Below are 21,949 nucleotides of genomic sequence, written 5' to 3' on the forward strand. Positions count from 1 at the left end.
TATGCCCATATAAAATAAATGATATGTACAAAAAAAGGAAAGCTGCCTTTTGAGGCAGCCTTGATAACGTGTAAAATTGTATGCTTATTTTTTAGTTTTAAAGTATTTTGCAATAGGCAATTTTCTTTTTTGAGCATCGTCTACAAATAATTTTGCAACTACATTAGCACCTTCAACATTAAGGTGTGTAGAGTCCTGTTTTTTATCGGTAAAATTATAAATGGTTTTAGAGCCCTGTGGCCCCATATCTAAAACTAATTTGCGTGTAAGTTTTTCCATATCAACATAGTCTGTAGCTGTTTCTGTGGCAACCTGCTTAGTAGCTATTATGTAATCTTTATGAGTATCTACTAAATTACCTTTACCGTTAAAATGCCGCCTTACAATAGACGAGCACAGTACCGGTGTGGCTTTATGGCTTCGTGCTTCTGCAATAAATTTTTTCAGGTTATCCTTAAAAGACCCGAAAGGTTCTGTGTGGCGGTCAGGCTTTGGCTTTTGGTCGTTATGCCCAAATTGTATAATAACATAGTCGCCGGGCTGTATGCTGTCGCAAACATTTTTCCAGCCATTCTCGTTAATAAAACTTAGGGTGCTACGGCCGTTTACGGCATGGTTATGTATTGTTACATCGCTTTTTATAAAATTAGAGAGTGCTACTCCCCAACCTAATTCCGGAAAAGCCTCCTTTTTTTTAGGAGCCATGGTAGAGTCGCCTATCATCCAGATGTTTACATGGTCTTTTTTAAAAGACTGTAATATAATTACAGCAAGTACTAAAATAAAAAGGGTTTTAAATAACTTCATTGTTTATAGTGCTTTAAATGTTAATTAAAGTTCTCTTTTAAAGTTATTTACGTTAATGAGTGTCTCATTTTTATCTGTCACTTTATCAGCAGTTACTTTTTTAAGCACAACATTATTTACAGGCAGTTCCTGCTGACCCTTAACACGGGAAATAAATTTTACATCGGTGGCATGTACATTGTCAAGATAAATATTTGAAATAGGGGTAAGGACTCTTTTGTAAGTAGGCATTAGGTCTTTCCATTGATAAAGTACATCTGTTTCTATGCCCAGTATGCCAAGGTCTATTTTCCCTGATTTTACATTTTGCATCCAGATATTTTTTACATACCCGCCACGCCTTTCATTCGTTTTGATAAATAGCAGGTGGTTTAACTTGGCCCCGTCAACAACTTCGCAATTATCTATAAACACATTTTCTATACCGCCGGATAATTCGCTGCCCAGCGCTATTAACTGGTGGCCATTTTTTACAAGGCAATTACGTATAACAGTATTTTTACTTGGAGTATGCAACCTCCATGCATCATGGTCACGGCCAGATTTTACAGATACAGCATCATCTCCCTGGTCAAAAATACAATCTTCTATGAGTACATTCTCACTCATTTCGGGGTCAACACCATCATTATTATGCCCATGCGCATATATGTTTACATGGCGTATTACGACATTTTTACATAAGTAAGGATGAACGGTCCAGAACGGGCTGTTTTTTACCGATACACCGTCCATTAATACATTTTGGCAGCGGTTAAACTGTATAAATTGAGGCCTTAAGTTAGCCGAATCGTTAACCATTTGCCTTTGTTCTACAGGTACATCTTTAGCAGCAAGGTCATATAGATACTTAAGACTGTTCATATGGGCTTTGGGGCGTGCAAACCATTTTTGCCACGTTTCCATTTCGGCCCTAAGCTCCCCTTTACCGGTTATAGCTACATTAATACAGTTATAAGCATAAACTAATGGTGAGTAATTGTAACATTCCATCCCTTCCCAGGTGGTGTGTACGGCTGGCAGGTAATCATTGGGGTTCGATGAAAAAGACAGTACAGCACCTTCCTCTAAATGCAGGTTTACATTACTTTTTAAATGTACTTTTCCGGTTTGCCATTCGCCTTTTGGTATAATTACCGTGCCGCCATTTACAGTTGCTTTAGCTATGGCAGTTGCAATTGCCTTGCTTGTATTTTCTTTATCTCCGGGAACGGCACCATAATCTGTAATTAAAAATTTTTGGCAATTACTAAAATCAGGTATAGTAATAGCGGGCATTTTAAATGGTGCAGCTACTTTTACAGTATTTATTTTTACCATTGTGCCGGTGTTAGAGGGGCGATGACAGGAAAATAAGGATATAACAGATACTATTATAACAAGGTGTTTTTTCATTGGTAATTATTTTACTGTTGATTTATTTATAAATGATAAATACACAAGCTATAATGTATAACTTGTGTATTTATAGTGTTTTATAACCTTAAGGTTAAATAAGTAAATTAGTAACCGGGGTTTTGCATTGCCTGTTTCTGGTCCGGCGAAAGCGGACTGCCATTAGCAGTAATAAGGTCAAGGAACGTTTGTGGTATTGGCCTTAAGTTATGAAAATCCCTAATGTTAGGAGCTGCTGTAGGGTTGTAAGCCTGAACACGTTTTACCAGTGTTTTTGTTCTTGATAAATCTTCCCAGCGCAGGTACTCGCCACACAATTCTCTTGCACGCTCGTTAAGTACTAAACAAAGCATACGGTCATAATCAGACGAGTATCCAAGTGTAGTGATAACAGCTTCATCTTCTGCAGGTAAACTACTTATACTGCCTATGTTTAATGTAGTTGCATCTGTAGTAGGGGCAAGGTGTGTAGATTCGAAATATGAATTTTCCGGCATGTAAGAGTTACTTGCTACAGGCTGGTTTAATGGAGACGATGCATAGGCACCTCCGCCATCTACATAAGCACTACGAACTTCGCCACCTTTAAATGCTGCACGGGTGCGTACTGTATTTATTAAGTTTAATGCTTCTGTGTACGATCCGCCTCCACCTGTTGCAGCTAACCTTATGTTTGCTTCGGCAGCCATTAAATAGGTTTCGGCAGAACGGGCAACAATACCATCACGGTACCCACGGGTATCATTAACCTGCAACCTTGATGCATCAAAATGTTTAGAAAGTGATGGAAAACGAGGCTCGCTTAACAGCGACCTGCCGTCTGATGCATGGGCTACGTAAACAGATGGTATAGTTTTACCGGTTGTGGTGTATACAATTGTATTTAAGTATTTTGTCTGGGCAAAAGTGTTATCATTTTTGTTGTTGATAATGTACATGATACCTAAATCGCCATTTACATACGTAGTACCGGATGCATTGTTTACTCGGTGTTTTGTACGGAAGCTTTTCCAGAATCTTGAATCGTTTATACCGTCGTAAATTTCATAAGTAAAATAAGAGGGTGCTAACCTTGTATAAGGGCGCATACCTGTTAAATCTCTTTTCATGAAAGGTAAATCATCGTATTTTGCAGCAAATGATGTACACGAAAAGTTAGCTGCCGATGCACCAAGGTCATTTGTAAACTGTGCAGACAAAATTATTTCAGGCAAAGACTCATTAGCACTGTTAGGGGCGGTGTACCTCCACAGGTCGGCATAATTAGTAGCAAGGGCGTGGTTGCCAATAACCTCGTTACTTAATGTAAGTACCTGGTTAAGGTCGGCCTGTTTTGTAGCACTGTTCCATGAATCGTTTATTTCGCTTGCACGGCTTAAGTAAGCTTTTGCAAGAAAGTGTGCAGCAGCATCTTTAGTAACTTTTGATGAACCTCCGGCATTAGGCAACAACTCGTATGCTTTTGTAAAATCAGAAATGATCTGGGTGTAAACGGCTTCTGCGGTAGCACGGCTAAACTCTGTTTCTACAGTTGTACTAACATTAAGTTTTAATGGCACACCGCCAAACTGCCTTACTAAACGCAGGTAGCTGAATGCCCTGAAAAAATAACCTTCGCCTAAAGCAACCTGTTTAATGGCAGGGTTTACAGATTCTATATCTGTAGCATAGGTAACTAACTGGTTGCATACATTTATACCAAGATAAAGCATGTCCCACTGTTCATTCGAAGCTACAGTATTACTATTAATAGCGTTTATGCTGGACTGTAAAGCAACAGAGTAGTTGTTCCATACACCATTAGAGTCATCTCCACCTATAACAAACTCATCTGTACCATAATTTAAAGATGTGTACTGGTTTTCGTTCGTAAAGGGTAGTGCCAGTACACGGTAATAAGCACCTTCTGCCAACGACTGGATCCCTTCTTCGGTCTTATAAAATTCAGTATTTCTCTGTGTTGTGAGTTCTTCGTCAAGAAAATCTTTATTACAGGATTGTATTACAGGCAAAGTTGCTAAAAGCAGTGCTAAGCTTATGTATCTATATTTCGTTTTAAGTATTTTCATAATATTTTTTTTAAAATCTTAGAATTCAAAATTAAGTCCTGAAACAAATCCTCTGTTATAAGTAGTGCTATCTGTATCCATATCTCTAAAATCAATTGGAGAATAAATATAGCCGGGATTGATTACCTGTGCATATAATCTTAAACCGCTTATTCCTAACCTGTCGGTAACTGATTTAGGGAAATTATATCCTAACGAAATATTTCGTATCCTTATAAACGAACCGTCTTTATAACCTAAAGTAGTAGCATACGGGTCGCCTGTACCAGCTGTAAATACCGGTTTTTGATATTCGGCATTAGTGTTAACTTCTGTGTAATAATCAATTTTTCGTTGGTTAAAGCGTCCTGTTTGTGCTTCACCACCAGTATTATAAGTATAATCTAACCTGCCATAAAGAAATATAGAAAGCTCGAAGTCACCATATTTAAAAGTGTTTGTTACACCACCTACAAATTTAGGTAATGTGTTACCCACAATAACGCGGTCGTTATTAGCGTCTATTCTATGGTCGCCATTAATATCTGCCGGCCTTGCCGTACCCGGTGTAAAGTTATGCCCGTTAGCATTAAATAGTGCCATCTCTGCAGCGTCAGATTCTTTCCAAAGGCCATTAGATTTGTAGCCATATATAACACCCAACTGCTCACCTATAAACCAGTTGTTTTGTATATCGTCAAATTTACCGTTAGAAAGGGTTACAATTTTGTTGTTTTGGTATGATACGCTAAATGATGTATCCCATGAAAATTTACCAAACTCCAGGTTTGTAGTACTAAGAGTAAGATCTATACCGTTACTCTTTGTTTCTCCTACGTTAGCATACGTATTAATAGCCCCTGCAACAGTAGGCAGGTTTTTTAACAAAAGCAGGTCCGTCGTTTTAGCAGTATAAAAATCCAGTGTACCTCTTACCCTTTGATTAAATAAAGAGAATTCTGCCTCAATATTATAAGCTGTAGTTTTTTCCCACCCTAAGTTTTGGTTAGCAAGCGTTGTAGATGGTACTGTGCCCGGAAGAAGGCTTGCCCCATTAGGGTAGTTTATTGATGTTAGTGGCCCTTTAGTAGAATAAGGGTCTATGGCAGAGTTACCAGTTACACCCACGCCCAAACGTAAAATTAAATTGTTTACCCAGTTGGTGTTTTCGAGAAATTTCTCTTTTTTCATAGTCCAGGCTGCTGCTGCACTTGGAAAGAACGACCATCTGTTATCCGGGGCTAACTGCGATGCACCATCCCAGCGGCCGGATGCTGTAAAATTATACTTATCATTAAAAGTGTAATTAACACGCCCCATGTAAGATAGTAATTGTTTCTCTGTTAAGCCGGAACCCCAAGATGAAAGGGTAACGTTAGCATTATTAAGAGCATCCCATTTTTGCGAAGTAAATGGTACATTGTTTGCTGCCATACTGTTATATTCATACTTGTACTTTGTTTCACTTTGCAGTAATGTAAAGTCCAGCGTATGCCTGCCAAATTGCTTGTTATAAAATATAAGATGGTCTAACGTATAAGACAGGTCGTTGTTAGAATTAATAGATGCATAACTTGAACCGGCACGTGTTACCGATTTTTTGTCAAGGTAAAGGCCATTGCGGTTAAAAGAAAGGTCCGGGCCAAAGTTTATGCGGTATTTTAAGCCTGCAAGCGGCTCCCACATAGCACCAAAATCTAATTGAGAGTAAAAGCTACCAAATATCCTTGTATTTACACGCTCATCCTGAGAGTAGTTAACCTCATCTATTACTGTTTTTACACCATCATCTCCACCGGGAAACTCTATACGGTTGCCATCAGCATCATAAGGTACAGCATATTGAAATATGGCACGGGCAGTATCATACAACCCACCTGTATTAACAAGGCTGCTTCGCCCAGCGGTAGACTGGCCGTATTGCTGAACGCCGTAACTTGCATTTAACGTTGTACCAAAAGAGAACCATTTAGTAGCATTGATGTCTACACTCGTTTTACCGGTATATCTTTTATAGCTCTGGCCCACCACAGTACCTTTGTTATCAAGGTATCCAAAAGACCCGAAAGCCTTAATTTTATCTGTACCGCCGCTTACATTTAGAGAGTATTGGTTAGTTACTCCTGTTTGGGTTACAAAATCTCTAAAATCAGTAGTTTGTACTTTAGAGCCGTCCCATGTGCCAGACTCCCAACCCTTGTTAATATTTGCAAAAGCAGAAGGATCTGACGATGCTAAAAATATTGCCTGGTCATTGGCTAAAGTAGGCTGGTCACCCCTTGGAAAAGTAGTAGGATTAGAGTAATATCTTGCCCAACGCCTAAAAGTAATATACTCAGAAGCGTTCATCATGTCCATTCTGTCTACAAGCGTTTCTATGGTTGTAGAGTAGCTTAGGCCAATGTTTAATTTTCCGTTCTTACCTCTCTTAGTAGTTACAATTACAACACCATTAGCACCACGCGAACCATAAATAGCCGTAGAGGAAGCATCTTTAAGGATGTCTATAGCCTCAATGTCTAACGGGTTAAGATTTTCTATACCGCCGGAAGTTAACGGGATACCATCTACCACATATAACGGGCTGTTAGAAGCGGTTAGCGAACGTACACCACGAATGGTAATGGCACCAAGGGTACCGGGGCGCTGGCTCGATGTAATATCTACACCGGCAGCCTTACCCTGTATGGCCTCAAGCGTATTGTTTACCGGCCTCGACGCTATATCTTTTGCGCTTACGCTTGTAATAGCACCCGTAACATCCGATTTTTTTCTTTGTCCGTATCCTACTACAACTACCTCTTCAAGCTCGGCAGAACCGTCTTTTAAGGTAACGCTGTAATCTGTTTTATCAGAAACTGTAACTTCCTGGGTTTCCATACCCACAAAAGACAGTACCAAAATATCTCCTTTGGCAGCTTCTATAGCAAATTTACCATCATAATCTGTTTGTACGCCTTTGTTTGTTCCTTTAACCAAAACGTTGACTCCCGGTATTGGTCCTCCACCAGAATCCAGTACAGTTCCCTGAACAGTTTGCCCCTGTGCGTACGAAAACGCAGGAAGCATGGTCAGGAAGATTACCAGGAATCTGAAAAAAAAGCATTTTGTAATTTTTTTCATGAGTTAATAATTTATGGTTACAAAAAATAAATATTTAACCACAAAATAAACTTTTCATTAACATATCGCTATCCTGTGCTATCCTGTCAATGGGTGTTTATAACGTTATTTACATCGTTATAGTTACTACGTTAAGAACGATATATGTAAAAATCCCAGTAAACACTGGGGTTCTACATATATCGTTTTCGTAGAGATGTATTTTTGTGAAGTAAAAAAAAATAATACATTTTAATTATCAGTCATACATAATTTAACATACACAACGCTTTAATAGCCCTATTTTAAGAAAAGCTTGCTATGAGATTTTGCAATTATATAATAATTTTGGCTTCCTGTTTAACGTGTTATGTAGCACATATATGCAGGCTTAAAACAGTAACAAATTTTACATTTGCTGAAGGAGGTACTATTAGCATTATTGATAATTAAATGAAACGTGGAGGCAAGGCTCATTAGAGTGTGATGTATTAATTCAGGAAGAAAGAATTATTAAAGCAATTGGTCGATAGTATTAAACCAAAGTTCATAAATTTTAAACTAATACGCCTTTTTAAAAATCAGTGTAAACTCGCTGCCTTCTCCGGGTGTGCTTTTTACTTTGATGGTAGCTCCCTGTGCATCCATAAATTCTTTGCTTATGGCAAGCCCAAGCCCGGTTCCTTCTTTTTGTGTTCCCGGAACACGAAAGTATTTATCAAATATCTTGGGCAGGTAATTATCGGCAATTCCCGTACCGTTGTCTTTAACCGTCAGCTCTATATTTCCTTTATATTCTCTTGATAATACCTGTATAACAGAATTCTCATACGAATATCTGATAGCATTTGAAATAAGGTTAGAAATGATCCAGGTTGTTTTTTGAGCATCGGCCAAAATTTCAGGAAACCCCGATAATAGATGTTCTTTAATAGTTATCTGTTTGGCAATTGCCTGTTGTTTGTTCGCTTCTACAGCTTCGTTAACCAGTGTATCCAGTTCGCAGGCAGCAATATCAATGCTCGTTTTGCCTGTTTCTACCTGTGTAATGTTCAGTAATTCGCCTGTAGTACGCAACAACCTTTCGGTATCGTCCTTAATGCTGTCTACAAGGTTTTTCTGTTCTTCGTTAAGGTCGCCGGTCTTATCATTTTTAAGTAATTGCAGACTCATTTTCATAGATGCTATCGGTGTTTTAAACTCATGCGATACCGTTGCTATAAAACTTGTCTTGGCAAAATCTAATTCTTTATAAGACGTTATATTCCTTAAAATAATGAACGACCCTATAGGCTTTACATCGGTTTCTCCTGTAGGGATAATGCTTATTGGCACGACCTGTTTTTCAAAATAGCTTTCTTTGTTATCTGCATAAATTTTAAGGGTTTCCTGTTTTTGGGTCGCTGTAGCTAAATGTTGCAACAGCGATCGCATAAGGTCGTTTTGCAGCGCGATCTGCTGGCTGGGCTTACCTATAATTTTCTCTTTCTTTAACCCGGAAATTTTAAGGGCTTCGTCGTTTATAAACAGGATATTATGTTTTTCATCGAGGCCAATAACAGGATCGTGCAAATTGCTTATAAGGGTTTCTATACGCTGTTTTTCCATCATTAATTTGGCAAGATTGCTGTCGTTATATTCCTGTAGCTTTTGTGCCATAGTGTTGAATGATCGTGTAAGTACAGAGAACTCATCATTGCCATTTACATTTACCCTGCGCGAATAGTTTTTGGCTGCAATTTCCCTTATACTTTCGGTAAGGTCGCGTATTGGGTTGGCAATATATCCCGGTAGGTTTACAATAAGTGTAAAGCCTACCATAAGGCAAAATGAACTGGTTATGGATATCCAGAGTATGGAGTTTTCTGCGGTTTTCCCGGCAGTGTCTCCCTTGCGTTTAATGGCATCCATGTTTAGTTTCATGATGCTGTTAAGGTCGCTCCGCACTTTATTTTTAAGGGCCGAATCATCGGGCTTTTTTAAAAGGGCATTAAAATCTTCCTGCAGGTCTGCAGTTAATTCCTGTTCGCCTATCTCGGTAACGTTATTTTTCTGCCCGTCGAGCGCAATCTGGAATTTTTCAAATGACGATATCTCGTTGGCATCATTATCAAGCAGCTTATACATATTGCGCGAATAATCCAGCGATTTATAATTGGCTACCAGTATGTTTTTAGTGTCCTGCGCGAGCAGGTTTACCTGGCGGATAGCCAAAGCAGATAGTGCAAGTATCAGCATAAACAGCAATCCCATTGCCAGGATAAGTTTGGTTTTTATTTTCATGTTCAGGATAGAATGATGAGGTCTATATCACTCGAAGATAGCTTATTTAAAAGTTCGTTGAAAATGTTTGTCGATAAAATTACCCGCAGCAATGTAAGGTGCGGTTTGCCAATGCATATCGTGGTGATTTTTCGCATGTCGGCCTGCTCTGTAATGGTTTTTGCAATGCGGTGGCTCTTTACTTTAATGATCTCGGCACCCAGTTCTGTCGCCAGTTTAAAATTGTTGATGAGGTGCCGCTGTTTGTCGAGCGCAATCTTATCGGCGGCTTCATCGGGAGTTTCCACATACAGCACGTACCATTTGCTATGGTAATGGTTAGCAAGGCGTGCGGTCTTGCGCAATACTTTTTTAGCGGTAATATGATTGCTGCTTATACATGCTAACAATCGTTCCTGCTTAAATGTTGTTGTGCCTGAAATTTCGGTCGCTACTTTTCGCTCTACTTGGCTGGCAACCTCCTTAAGTGCCAGTTCCCGCAGCTGCAATATATGCCCCGACTGAAAAAAGTTTTTCAACGCCTGGGCTATCTTGTCTTCGGTATAAATTTTGCCTTCTTTTAAACGTTCAATAAGCTCATCAGCAGTAAGGTCTATGTTAACTACTTCATCTGCTGCTTTAAGTACACTATCAGGTATACGCTCCTTAACTTCAATACCTGTAATCTCCCTCACATCATCATTTAAACTCTCAATATGCTGAATATTAACTGCGCTTATCACGTTAATTCCTGCATCCAGTATCTCCATTACATCCTGCCAACGCTTCTCATTTTTGCTGCCTTCAATATTAGTGTGGGCAAGTTCATCTACAATAACAACCTCCGGGCGCAGGTTAATAATTGCCTGCAAATCCATTTCTTCAAGGTGCTTGCCTTTGTAAAAAAGCGAACGCTTGGGTACAATAGGCAGCCCGTCGAGAAGGTCGTGTGTTTCTTTACGGTTATGGGTTTCTATAAACCCTATCTTTACATCGATGCCGTTTCGTAACAGGGTATGCGCTTCCTGCAGCATCCTGAAAGTTTTGCCTACACCGGCACTCATGCCGATGTAGACTTTAAACTTTCCTTTTCGCGACTTTTGTATCAGGTCGAGAAAATGCTGTACATTGTTTTCTTTTTCGCTATTCATCAAAATGATATTGCCAGTGCGGTTGTAACAAACGCATTATTTTTAGTTGCATTGCCATCTTTAGTAAAGATAGCCTCCTTACTGTTTAGTTTACGTGCCTCTATCCTCCACACAACATTGCTGTAAATAGTGTAATCGAAGTTTAACGAGTAACCAAAGGTTTTAAATCCATTATCTGTACCGGTGTTTATAATTACCCCATGTTCATCAGCGTAATATTCGCAGCGTGCACTTATAGACGCTTTGTTAATGGAGTATTTAACTATAAATACAGACGTGTACCAGCTGTAATAACTCTTACTGTTTTTAGCTTTTTGCTCGGCCCCAATGTCAAACCCTGCTATAATTCCTAATTTCTCGTTTACCATAAACTGCCCATAAAAGTTATGAAAGTAGCGCATCCTCTTATCATTATCAGGTTTATCATTGCCTGCAAACGAGCTGCTGTTTAGCATAACTTTTGCATTTGGCTTATATGTTAGCTGGTGGCCAAAGGCAATAGTTTTATTTCCATCTACCCTCTGTATACGCTGCCAGCCGTTAAGTACAAGTGCACTTACAAACCATTTTCCGGAAACTGATGTGTATGATAATTTTGCCCCGCTTTCATAGTAAGGCGAATTTTCTGCAGAAATACTACGGGTTAATGTCCAGCAATCTTTTCCTATGGCACTTTCAAAGCCAATGTGTGAGGTAAAAATACCGGCATCAATCCAGAGATTGCTGTTCCGGAAGATTTTTATACCTGCGGTGGCTTCATAAATGTTTTTCAGGGTACTTCCTTCAGCAGCAAGATTAGCATTTGTGTAAGTACCTGCCATGATGGCAAGGCTGGCCCTAAACTTGTCATTATTATACGTTGCGTTTATAAGGCCTAAATTCAAGGTTACTTCATTATGTCTGTTGTGCGAATACATAAAGCCGGAACGTGTATTGTTTTCAGGAGTATTAAAATCGTATGAATAATAGGTTTCTATATATCCGCTTATTTTTAAAAATGGTACCTGCAACGGTGGTATAACCTGCAATGTATCTGTTTGTGCTCTTGCTGCTGTTACAGTAAAACACAACATTAGGGCTAAATTTGTTAGGCTATTCATGCTTCAAGTTGTTTAACGCCTGTATAAATTTCAATTAAAAGTCGCGGCTGTTTCCCTTTCAAGTCATCCAAATTATATTTTTTTCGTTGCTATTCGCGACTTTTGTATCAGGTCGAAAAAATGCTGTACATTGTTTTCTTTTATTTCTTTTTCTGTATCCACAGTTTATAGCCTGAAGTTAACGGCAAGGGTAATCCTGTTTTCATTCTTTTTTAGTACGGCTGCCCAAGGCGAATCACTTACAGGGCCGTTTGTCCATCCGCTGGCCGATGTTGTTCCGCCATGCCCTGTAAAATAAGGTATGTTGCTGCTCCTGTAACCATATTCCAGCCTGAAGGTAACATAGTCGCTTGGCATAACATCGAAGGTAGATGTAAATTGGAATATTTTTAGTTTATCGCCATTGACAATTGCCTCATCATAGTTGTTAGGTACATCGCCTGTAGCTGCAGGGGTAAAGGCAAGGTAAGGTGATGTATTTACACCATTTACTACCGACTGGTTGGTCATATAATCTGCCCTCAGTGTCAGTGCCAGTTTGTTTTTATTAAACCAGATGCGGTTTGCCAAAGAGCTACCCAGCATAAAGTTATCTTTAGCTTTTACAATATCGCCGGCCTGGTTATTGCTCTGGAAACCATAGTGTGAATTTAAGCTGAACGCCATTTGCGATATTCCTTTTGATTCCGAATTTTTGTAATAACGTGCCACAACACTGTTGTCGTGGTGAAAACGCTGTCTTTTAGACTGATTGCCCATAACATCGGGGTTCTGGGTGTCTTTACCTAAGTAAAAGTTAGCCACAAGCTGCAGGTTCTCTGTAGGGCGGTAGTAAGTAGAACTCCCTAAGCCGGGTCCTTTGCTAAAGCTGTTGTAGCTCTGCCAGCCGTTTAGTAACCAAACCTCTGTTTTAAGGTTTTTGGCAGGGAACATCTGTACACGTGCACCTGTAAAATAAAATGGTGTAAAGTCGCACAGCATGCTACGCTGGTAGTTCCAGTTTTCCTGCGTTACATAACTTTCAAGGCCTATGTAGCTCATAAATATACCCATCTCTACATTAATGCCATGCCATACATCAAAATGGTAACCTGCTGCGGCTTCACGTATGTATTTAAGGTTGTTGATGCTTGTATTGCGGCCTCTGTTCACAGATCCGTCCACATCATTTACTACCGATGCCATTTGACCGTACTGTAGCCATACACGGCCAATGATATTTTTATAACTGGTTTCAAAACCTATGCTGGCAAGGTTAACGGTAAACTCGTTATGGCGCCCCATTGTAGCCGATATGGTTTGGGTATTATCTATAGGGTTTGCAAAGTTGTAATTGTAATAGGTATCAAGATAGGTAACGCCTGTTAGTATAGTTTCGCCATCTTTATCCTTTAAGGTAAGCGGAAAGTTTTTTTGCCTGTTCTGTCCGTTTATCCAGGTAAGGTCCATACCGTCAAACGGAATTTTTTTTGTAATTGTGTCCTGCGCGTTCATACCCACAGTAATAATAAAAAGCATTACAAATGTGCTTAGTGTTCTCATTTTGTTTAATTAAGTTGTTTTTTGTTTTTGATTAACCTGCAAGGTTTTTAGAACCTTGTAGGTTTAAATAAATTTTGAAAGCTACTACTTCAGTTTATCCAGCGCTATATTCAATTCCAATACGTTAATTTTCTCTGGTCCAAATAAGCCAAGCAGTGCTTTTTCGGTATGATTCTCAATTAAGGTTTCCAGTTGGTTAACTTTAATGTTCCTAGCTTTTGCAATGCGTTTTATCTGGAATTTTGCCGCCAGCACAGAGATATGAGGGTCTAAACCACTGCCACTGGCTGTAACAAGGTCGGCAGGGATGGCGCTGCGTTTCATGTCGGGGTTCAGGATTAAAATGGTATCAATACGTTTTTGCACCTCAGCAAGATACTCAGAGTTAGATGGCCCTTTGTTACTGCCTCCGGAACCTGCCGCATTGTATGCCACGGCTGACGGCCTCGAATTAAAATATTTATCTGAAGTGAATGACTGACCAATATTGGCGTAGTAAGTTTTGCCATTGGCAGAGACCACTTCGCCTTTGCCATGATTAGGCGCAGCCTGAGCAATGCCAAAAATTAAGAGTGTATAAATTCCGGATAATAAAATCAGGCATGCTAATGAAAGTTTTATGGCCTGTAAAAATGTATTTTTCATAATGTTTTAATTTTTAAATGAATAAGGCAACAACAACATCAATAAGTTTTATGCCAATAAACGGAACGATAACACCTCCCAAACCATAGATAAGCAAGTTGCGGCGAAGTAATGCCGATGCCCCTATAGGCTTGTAAGCAACTCCCTTAAGCGCAAGCGGGATAAGGAACGGGATAACAACTGCATTAAAAATTACCGCGGATAGTATAGCACTCTCAGGGCTGTGCAGGTTCATGATGTTAAGCCCCTGTAAGGCAGGGATCGCGGTAATAAACAATGCCGGAATGATGGCGAAATACTTGGCAACATCATTTGCAATGCTAAAGGTAGTAAGTGTACCGCGGGTCATTAGGAGCTGCTTGCCAATCTCAACAATTTCAATAAGTTTTGTAGGGTCGTTATCAAGGTCTACCATATTACCGGCCTCTTTAGCTGCCTGAGTACCGCTGTTCATGGCAACACCCACATCGGCTTGGGCAAGTGCCGGGGCATCGTTAGTACCATCTCCCATCATGGCAACAAGTTTGCCCCGCATTTGCTCCTCTTTTATATAGTTCATTTTATCTTCGGGCTTGGCCTCTGCAATAAAATCGTCTACTCCGGCTTTTTCGGCAATAAAGCGTGCGGTAAGAGGGTTGTCGCCGGTAACCATTACGGTTTTAACGCCCATTTTACGCAGCCTTTCAAAGCGTTCCTGTATGCCGGTTTTAATAATATCCTGAAGCTCTATAACGCCAAGTACCTTTTCATTTTCGCTCACAACCAGTGGTGTACCGCCGTTTCCTGCAACTTCGGCCACTTTATCCTGTATCATTTTAGGGAAAGGGTTTCCTGCTTTTTCTACGAGGTTTTTTATGGAATCTGATGCGCCTTTACGAATCCTGCGTCCGGCAACATCGGCACCGGAACTTCTTGTCTCAGCCGTAAATTTTATAAATACCGAATCTTTTGCCCTGAATTTAGGGTCAACGCCAGCCAGTTCTATAATTGATTTGCCCTCAGGAGTTTCATCGAGCAACGAACTTATTACGGCTGCTTCAATAAACGTTTTTTCATCTACTCCATCGGCAGGGTAAAAATGTGTAGCCTTACGGTTACCTATAGTTATGGTTCCGGTTTTATCTAAAAGCAATACATCTATATCGCCTGCAGTTTCTACCGCCTTGCCACTTTTTGTTATTACATTGGCACGCAAGGCCCTGTCCATACCCGCAATACCAATGGCAGATAACAAACCACCTATTGTTGTAGGGATAAGGCACACAAACAACGCTATAAAAGCGGCAATGGTTATAGGTGCTTTAGAAAAATCGGCAAAGGGTTTTAACGTAACGCATACAATGATAAAGATGAGCGTAAAGCCTGCAAGCAGTATGGTAAGTGCAATCTCGTTAGGTGTTTTTTGTCGGGAAGCACCTTCTACAAGAGCTATCATTTTATCAAGGAAGCTTTCGCCGGGCTCTGTAGTAACGCGTACTTTAATCCTGTCAGAAAGTACCTTTGTACCACCGGTTACCGAACTTTTGTCACCACCCGATTCGCGTATTACAGGGGCGCTTTCGCCGGTAATGGCGCTTTCATCTATTGTGGCAATGCCTTCTATAATTTCACCGTCGGTAGGTATAATATCACCTTCCTCACATAAAAACACATCGCCTTTTACAAGCGTAGACGAGGGCACTACAATTACTTCGTCTAAATATATTTCGCCTACAGGCTCTATTTTTTTAGCAGGGGTTTCTTCGCGGGTCTTGCGCAGGCTGTCGGCCTGGGCTTTACCACGGGCTTCGGCAATGGCCTCGGCAAAATTGGCAAACAACAGCGTGAACAGCAGCACTATGAATATTACAAAGTTGTAAGCAAAACTGCCCTGGCTTTGCTCTCCGGTAAGTATCCAGATGCAAACAGCAAGCATTACTGCGGTGCCTATCTCTACCGTAAACATGATAGGATTTTTGATAAGGCTTTTAGGATTCAGTTTTATGACCGACTGTTTTAATGCCTCAAGCACCAGTTCTTTCTGGAACAGCGATTTATTTTGGGTTTTCATTTTCTGTTATAAATTAAGCAAGTGAAAAATATTCGGCTATGGGGCCAAGTGCCAGGGCAGGGAAGAAGGACAGCGCAGCAATAATAAAAATTACCGCAAATACCATCAGTCCAAAAGTAGAAGTATCGGTTTTTAGTGTACCGGCACTTTCGGGCACATGCTTCTTAGATGCCAGTATACCTGCTATGGCAATGGGGCCAATTATGGGCAAAAAGCGCGACAGTAAAAGGACAACTCCTGTTGTAATGTTCCACCACGGGTTGTTATCGCCCAGGCCTTCATATCCACTACCGTTATTAGCCGATGAAGATGTAAACTCATACAGTATTTCGCTAAAGCCATGAAAACCGGGATTGTTAAGTGTGCTTGCGCCAAGCTCCGGCAATGCGGTAGACAAAGCTGTTCCACTCAGGATAAGCAGGGTATGCAATAATGCAATAACCATAGCTATTTTCATTTCGCGTGCTTCTATTTTTTTGCCAAGAAATTCGGGGGTACGCCCTACCATCAGTCCGCTTATAAATACTGAGAGGATAATAAAGATGTAAAAGTTAAGCAGCCCTACACCGCAACCGCCGTAAAAGCAGTTAACCATCATAGCAAGCAGCTGCATTAACCCGGATATCGGCATGGCGCTATCGTGCATAGAATTTACAGATCCTGTAGAGATAACTGTAGTTGCTATACTCCAAAAACCGGAAGCTGCTGCACCAAAGCGTACTTCCTTACCCTCGGTCGCTCCCATACTCGTGTCAATACCCATCCTTGTTAGGGCAGGGTTGGCGTTCATTTCTGCCATAACCGTTGGTACTGCCAGGAGTAAGAAACCTACGGTCATTACCCCAAAGATCATGAGGGATAATTTTTTTCGGTTGAGGTAGAAACCTAAGGCAAATATCATGGCAAAAGGCACGATCATTTGGGCTGCAAGCTCTACCATATTGGTAAAGTAATTCGGGTTTTCCAGCGGGTGCGCCGAGTTAGCCCCAAAGAAACCGCCACCGTTTGTACCTATATGCTTGATGGCGGTAAAAGCGGCAACCGTACCTGTAGAAACATCAACCGATTCGCCCTGCAGCGTAACCATTTTTTGTTTGCCTTCAAACGTCATTGGGGTGCCGTTAAAGGCTAATAACGTTGCTACTATAATAGACAGGGGCAATAGTATGCGCGTAAGTGATTTTAAAAAATACACATAAAAGTTACCCAGTTTTTCTGTGGTGCGTTCTTTAAGTGCGTTGAATAATATTGCAGCTGCGGCAAGCCCCGTGGCTGCCGATACAAACTGCAAAAACATTAAAAATAATTGCCCAAAATAACTTAATCCCGTTTCGCCACTGTAGTGCTGCAGGTTGCAGTTTACTACAAAAGATATTGCGGTGTTAAAGGCAAGGTCGGCGGTCATGCCGGGGTTGTTATCCGGGTTTAAGGGAAGCCATCCCTGGCACATAAGCACAAACATGCTTAGTAAAAACCATACAAAGTTTATGGTGAGCAGTACTTTAAGGTGCTGTTTCCAACCCATTTCTTCGGCAGGGTTAATTCCGCAAAAGCGGAACAGTATTTTTTCGATGGGGTTAAAAATAACATCGGTAATTGTTTTTTCGCCCCGGTACACACGGGCTATGTATTTGCCCAGCGGTATTGCCAGTGCCACCGTAAGGACGAAAACAATTATAATTCCTAAAATTTCAGTATTCATGAGTAGGGGTTAAAGATTATGCCGTGAGGCTAAAATTTTTCGGGTTTTATGAGTACGTAACAGATGTACCCAAAAACAAAAATGGCAATAATGAGAAGTGCTGTCATGGTGATTACATTTTATCGAAAAAATCGATGGCTTTAAAGCAAAGGGCAAACAGGAGTATACCTGTTGCTGTAAGAATTATTGTGAGTAGCATAACCTGATTTATTTATACGCCCGATGCGTTTACCTGTTTTACATATTCGGCATGAAGGGTATCCGGGAAAAGCCTGGCAATGCTGCAATGGTGTATTTCCATAAAGGTTGAAACCGAGTTTACATAGATATTACCTATAGCATTCCTTGTTTCGTTACTGCCTGTAGTAAAAAGCAGTTCGGCTATATCAAGGCATTTTTTAGCCCTGCGGATATTACCTTTAATGATGAGGGTGGTGGTTAGGTCGGCAAACTTTTGTGCTTTAGCATAAACGTTTAAAGCTTTGTTTTTCATGATATAAACATTTTGTGTTTGTACCAGTAAAGCCAATTAGCATGCCCCTATTAAATAGTAACCTTTAGTTGCTTGTATTGCAGTGGTTTGAGTAATTGTTTAGGGTGTGCCAAATAAAAAACCCTATCGTTTTGATAGGGTTGATACTTTTAAAATGATAGGGTCGCGTCAATCTTATTTAAAATTAATACGATATTGAAATTAAAAGAGGGGCCCATTAATTTCTTTTTTCGACATTTTCGTTCAACGGCTCTATTTAGCAAGGTAAAAATTTAAAATTATACATTTTGTATACATATTGAACCATTTTAATGATTTACATGATTGAAACCGACCTAATTTTGAAAACGTTGTAGTTGCTGCAAATAAGTAGTATATAATAACAAGCTTAACGAAACCTATACATGAAATGAAAAAATTTATTAGTATAACATTGCTCATTTGCCTTAAGGCAATTAATGCCTTTGCGGTAATAGTACCCCCGGGAACAGATAACCTTCAGGCTGTTATTAATAGTGCAAGTCCCGGCAGCACCATAGACCTGCAGGCCGGTACTTATTATGTTTCACAAACGGTTACTGTAAATAAATTACTTACAATTCAAGGCCTAGGTATCGGTACTATTATCCAAAAGACAAATGGAGCAACTGCCGATGTTGCAGCTTTTGTAATACAGGATGGCATCAATGGCTGTACGCTCCGCGACTTTAGGTTGCTGGGGCAGGACCAGGGTGGCCCAGGGATCATGGTTTTTTCAGACAATAACCACCTTATAAATATAAATGTTTCAGATTGTGGAAACAATAGCGCCGGTGGGCCTGCAAGCTGGAGATCGGGTATTTTACTTGACGGCGCTGTTAGCACAGAGCTTACCGGTATAACTTCTCACCACAATAGCTGGGTGGGTATTTCTCAAAACAATAGCCCGGAAACCACTATCACAACAGCAGATTGCTTTTTAAATCATGGTGAAGGTCTAACAATCGACCTGGGAAGCGATAATTGCACTGTACGCAACTCATTATTCAACGAAAATAACGTGAGCCTGCGTGGTGTAGGCGGGATAGGTATTGACGATGTAAACGGTGCTGATATACAGTTTTGTACCATTAACGACACACATAATCTTCATGGCATTACTTTCCAGAATAATGTGGGTGGCGAAGATGGCTGTATCATTACAAACAACACCATTAACAACAGCGCCCAAGATGGTATACACGTAAGAAATTGCGTATATGCGGTAACAAATACTACTATTGACCAAAATACTTTTAGTGGAAACGGAGGTGCTACTGTAGCATGGGAATGTTCAGAGACAATCGCAGGTGTAGCAGGTAAAAATAAAACTGCTCTGAACGTATTTCCTAATCCGGCTTCACAGTTCATATCTTTAGATTTTGGAACAGCTACCGGAAGTTTTAGTTTTGAGATGTTTTCGCTTTCAGGGCAGTCGGTTTTGTTTGTTCAGGATCAGGATAACACTTCCCGAATAGATATATCATCACTAAGTAAAGGGCTTTACATTTATAAAGCAAAGAATTTTGAAGGTACAACAACCGGGAAATTAATCATAACTAATTAGAGCATACCATAATATATCTAACTTTTTTACTAACCTACAAGGTCAGCAAGGCCTTGCAGGTTTTTTATCTATTGTATTTTATACTCGTCAAGCTTTCTGTAAAGGGTAGTAAGAGCAATAGCAAGCAGGCGCGCAGTTTCGGTTTTATTGCCATTGGTATGATTCATAACCTTTTGGATATGTATTTTTTCGGCAGATGCTAATGAAAATGCCGATAATATTTTAGGCTCTCCGGTCGAAGTATCCTGATCTGTAAGCTGTTGCATTTCGTAAGGTAAGCTGGCAGGGGTAAGGGTGTTACTATTCTCTAAAATAACGCTACGCTCTATACTATTTTTAAGTTCGCGTATGTTACCCGGCCAGTTGTGCAGTTTGAGTATCTGGACAAAATCAGGAGAGAGGGTTGTGATTTTTTTATTGGTTTTAAGGCTGAATATTTTGAGAAAATATTTTGCAAGAGGCTCTATATCAGGTACACGCTGCCTTAATGACGGCAATTGTATCTGGAAAATAGACAGCCTGTAGTAGAGGTCCTGCCTAAAGTTTCCTGCTTCTATTTCCCGTGCAAAATTGCGGTTGGTAGCTGCAATAATACGAACATTGACTTTGGTTATTTTACTTTCTCCTACTTTAATATACTCCCCATTTTCTATAACACGGAGCAGCTTTGCCTGAAGGTCTAACGGCATTTCGCCCACTTCATCCAGAAATATGGTGCCGTTGTGGGCTTCTTCAAATAAGCCTTTTTTATCTTTTGTGGCTCCTGTAAATGCTCCTGCTGCATGGCCAAACATTTCGCTCTCTAAAAGGTCATGGCTAAATGCCGAGCAGTTAATAGCTACGAAATTTTTATTTTTCCGGTTGCCGGACTGGTGTATGGCATTGGCAAACACCTCTTTACCGGTTCCGGTTTCGCCGGTAAGCAACACCGTAGTATCTATAGGTGCCACTTTTTTAGCAAGTTCTATAGCTTCCTGAATGGATTTTGATGTACCTATAATCCCTTCAAAAGAAAATTTAGTTTCGAGTTGAGCTTCAAGTTGGGAGACACGTTGGGTAAGCTCGCTTTTCTCTATAGCGCGATGTATCAGTGGGATAATTTTATTGTTATCGTCTCCTTTTACAATATAGTCGAAGGCACCATTCTTTATAGCCTGTACGCCATCCGGGATACTACCATAAGCTGTAAGTAAAATAACCTCTGTATGCGGCGCCTTTTGTTTAATTATAGCGGTAAGGTCTACACCGTTGCCATCGGGTAGCTTAACATCGCATAATACAACATCTATATTGTTTTGCTCAAGTTTTTTTAAACCAGACTTACAGTCGGCTGCCTGTATTACATCAAACCCCTCCAGGCTTATAATGCGCGCCATGAGGGTTCTTAATTTTTCTTCATCATCAATTATAAGGATTTTTTTCACAGCAAGGTATAAGATTAATGGTTGGCGGAGTAGCGATGCCTGCAGAATAAGCAATGGTAATAAGCCACAAAGTTATTAAAATTATAAGCTGTAAAATGAGACAGTGCAAATATCAGTTACATAAATTTTGCAAGCCTTTCAAAATCTTCGTACTTAACATTTATAAATTCTAATTGTACAACCTGGTAATCAAACCCAAAAGAAGAAATAACGGGTAAATGCCCTTCTAACATCTGCTCTAAAACCTGCCAGGCGTCCTGTTCCGTAACAATCACATCAGATTCTATAAGCAGCACATTTTTATATTGTTGGGCGGTTTGCACCGTTTCCTCGGGTACAAGAGCATTATCAGCAAGCATTATAATCTGTGCCTTTTTAGTAAGGACAGAGTGGCGGAGTGCTTTTGCAAATTTAGCGCCATTGTCTGGTAAGGAAAGTTCCTGCCCGCCGGGAATAAGAAATAGTGTAGTTTTTAGTGAGTCAGCAGCCACAATATGTTTTTTTGGGATTGCGAAGATACTCTTAAACCGCACTTTAAATTATACATTTAACGTTATGATAAGTTAAATCTTAAGCGAATATTTTAGTATTCTTTCTTAAAGAAATCTAATGATTTTTGTACATTTTTTTAAAATATATAAAA

General features: G+C 40.1%; 16 protein-coding genes. 1 reads left to right on the plus strand and 15 read right to left on the minus strand.

Features of this window, described 5'->3' with window-relative positions; translation table 11 throughout:
* Positions 1–84: 84 nt before the first annotated feature.
* The 13 genes from F565_RS0117250 to F565_RS0117305 all read right to left on the minus strand — a co-directional run bounded on the left by F565_RS0117250 (position 85) and on the right by F565_RS0117305 (position 18,297).
* A complete protein-coding gene (locus F565_RS0117250) occupies positions 85–807 on the minus strand; it encodes a rhamnogalacturonan acetylesterase (protein ID WP_020214496.1) in 723 nt (240 codons plus the stop codon).
* A 24-nt stretch (positions 808–831) separates the two neighbouring features.
* Positions 832–2,202 (minus strand): glycoside hydrolase family 28 protein, encoded by a 1,371-nt coding sequence (locus F565_RS0117255; protein WP_020214497.1) that lies wholly within the window; start codon positions 2,200–2,202, stop codon positions 832–834.
* Positions 2,203–2,309: 107 nt separating this feature from the next.
* Positions 2,310–4,271, minus strand: a complete 1,962-nt coding sequence (locus F565_RS0117260) for a RagB/SusD family nutrient uptake outer membrane protein (protein ID WP_020214498.1) — start codon at positions 4,269–4,271, stop codon at positions 2,310–2,312.
* An 18-nt stretch (positions 4,272–4,289) separates the two neighbouring features.
* Positions 4,290–7,373 (minus strand): SusC/RagA family TonB-linked outer membrane protein, encoded by a 3,084-nt coding sequence (locus F565_RS0117265; protein WP_020214499.1) that lies wholly within the window; start codon positions 7,371–7,373, stop codon positions 4,290–4,292.
* A gap of 540 nt (positions 7,374–7,913) precedes the next feature.
* Positions 7,914–9,635, minus strand: coding sequence for a sensor histidine kinase (locus F565_RS0117270; RefSeq protein WP_020214500.1), 1,722 nt, complete (start codon positions 9,633–9,635; stop codon positions 7,914–7,916).
* 2 nt (positions 9,636–9,637) lie between these two features.
* Complete coding sequence (locus F565_RS0117275; protein ID WP_020214501.1) at positions 9,638–10,765, minus strand: histidine kinase; 1,128 nt, start codon at positions 10,763–10,765, stop codon at positions 9,638–9,640.
* Positions 10,765–11,865, minus strand: a complete 1,101-nt coding sequence (locus F565_RS0117280; protein WP_020214502.1) for a porin — start codon at positions 11,863–11,865, stop codon at positions 10,765–10,767. Before F565_RS0117280 ends, F565_RS0117275 begins: the two co-directional genes overlap by 1 nt.
* Positions 11,866–12,030: 165 nt before the next feature.
* Positions 12,031–13,407: an outer membrane beta-barrel protein gene (locus F565_RS0117285; RefSeq protein ID WP_081621358.1), complete on the minus strand. Its 1,377-nt coding sequence runs from the start codon at positions 13,405–13,407 to the stop codon at positions 12,031–12,033.
* A gap of 84 nt (positions 13,408–13,491) precedes the next feature.
* Positions 13,492–14,052, minus strand: a complete 561-nt coding sequence (locus F565_RS0117290) for a K(+)-transporting ATPase subunit C (RefSeq protein WP_020214504.1) — start codon at positions 14,050–14,052, stop codon at positions 13,492–13,494.
* Positions 14,053–14,065: 13 nt separating this feature from the next.
* Positions 14,066–16,102, minus strand: coding sequence for a potassium-transporting ATPase subunit KdpB (gene kdpB, locus F565_RS0117295; RefSeq protein WP_020214505.1), 2,037 nt, complete (start codon positions 16,100–16,102; stop codon positions 14,066–14,068).
* Between the two features lie 13 nt (positions 16,103–16,115).
* Entirely contained in the window at positions 16,116–17,804 is a 1,689-nt protein-coding gene (kdpA, locus tag F565_RS0117300; protein ID WP_020214506.1) for a potassium-transporting ATPase subunit KdpA, read from the minus strand.
* 29 nt (positions 17,805–17,833) lie between these two features.
* Positions 17,834–17,911, minus strand: coding sequence for a K(+)-transporting ATPase subunit F (kdpF, locus tag F565_RS22750; RefSeq protein ID WP_081621360.1), 78 nt, complete (start codon positions 17,909–17,911; stop codon positions 17,834–17,836).
* Positions 17,912–18,015: 104 nt separating this feature from the next.
* A complete protein-coding gene (locus tag F565_RS0117305; protein ID WP_020214507.1) occupies positions 18,016–18,297 on the minus strand; it encodes a DUF7674 family protein in 282 nt (93 codons plus the stop codon).
* A 409-nt stretch (positions 18,298–18,706) separates the two neighbouring features.
* Between F565_RS0117305 and F565_RS0117310 the strand changes: the two genes are divergently transcribed.
* Positions 18,707–19,882: a T9SS type A sorting domain-containing protein gene (locus tag F565_RS0117310; protein WP_020214508.1), complete on the plus strand. Its 1,176-nt coding sequence runs from the start codon at positions 18,707–18,709 to the stop codon at positions 19,880–19,882.
* A 68-nt stretch (positions 19,883–19,950) separates the two neighbouring features.
* Here F565_RS0117310 and F565_RS0117315 read toward each other — a convergent pair whose 3' ends face one another.
* A complete protein-coding gene (locus F565_RS0117315; protein ID WP_026300138.1) occupies positions 19,951–21,306 on the minus strand; it encodes a sigma-54-dependent transcriptional regulator in 1,356 nt (451 codons plus the stop codon).
* Between the two features lie 116 nt (positions 21,307–21,422).
* The gene (locus tag F565_RS0117320) at positions 21,423–21,797 is read right to left on the minus strand and encodes a hypothetical protein (protein WP_020214510.1); all 375 of its coding nucleotides are present in this window, start codon (positions 21,795–21,797) and stop codon (positions 21,423–21,425) included.
* Between the last annotated feature and the right edge of the window lie 152 nt (positions 21,798–21,949).

Origin of the sequence: Flavobacterium rivuli WB 3.3-2 = DSM 21788, from assembly GCF_000378485.1 — a bacterium.
GTDB lineage: Bacteria > Bacteroidota > Bacteroidia > Flavobacteriales > Flavobacteriaceae > Flavobacterium > Flavobacterium rivuli.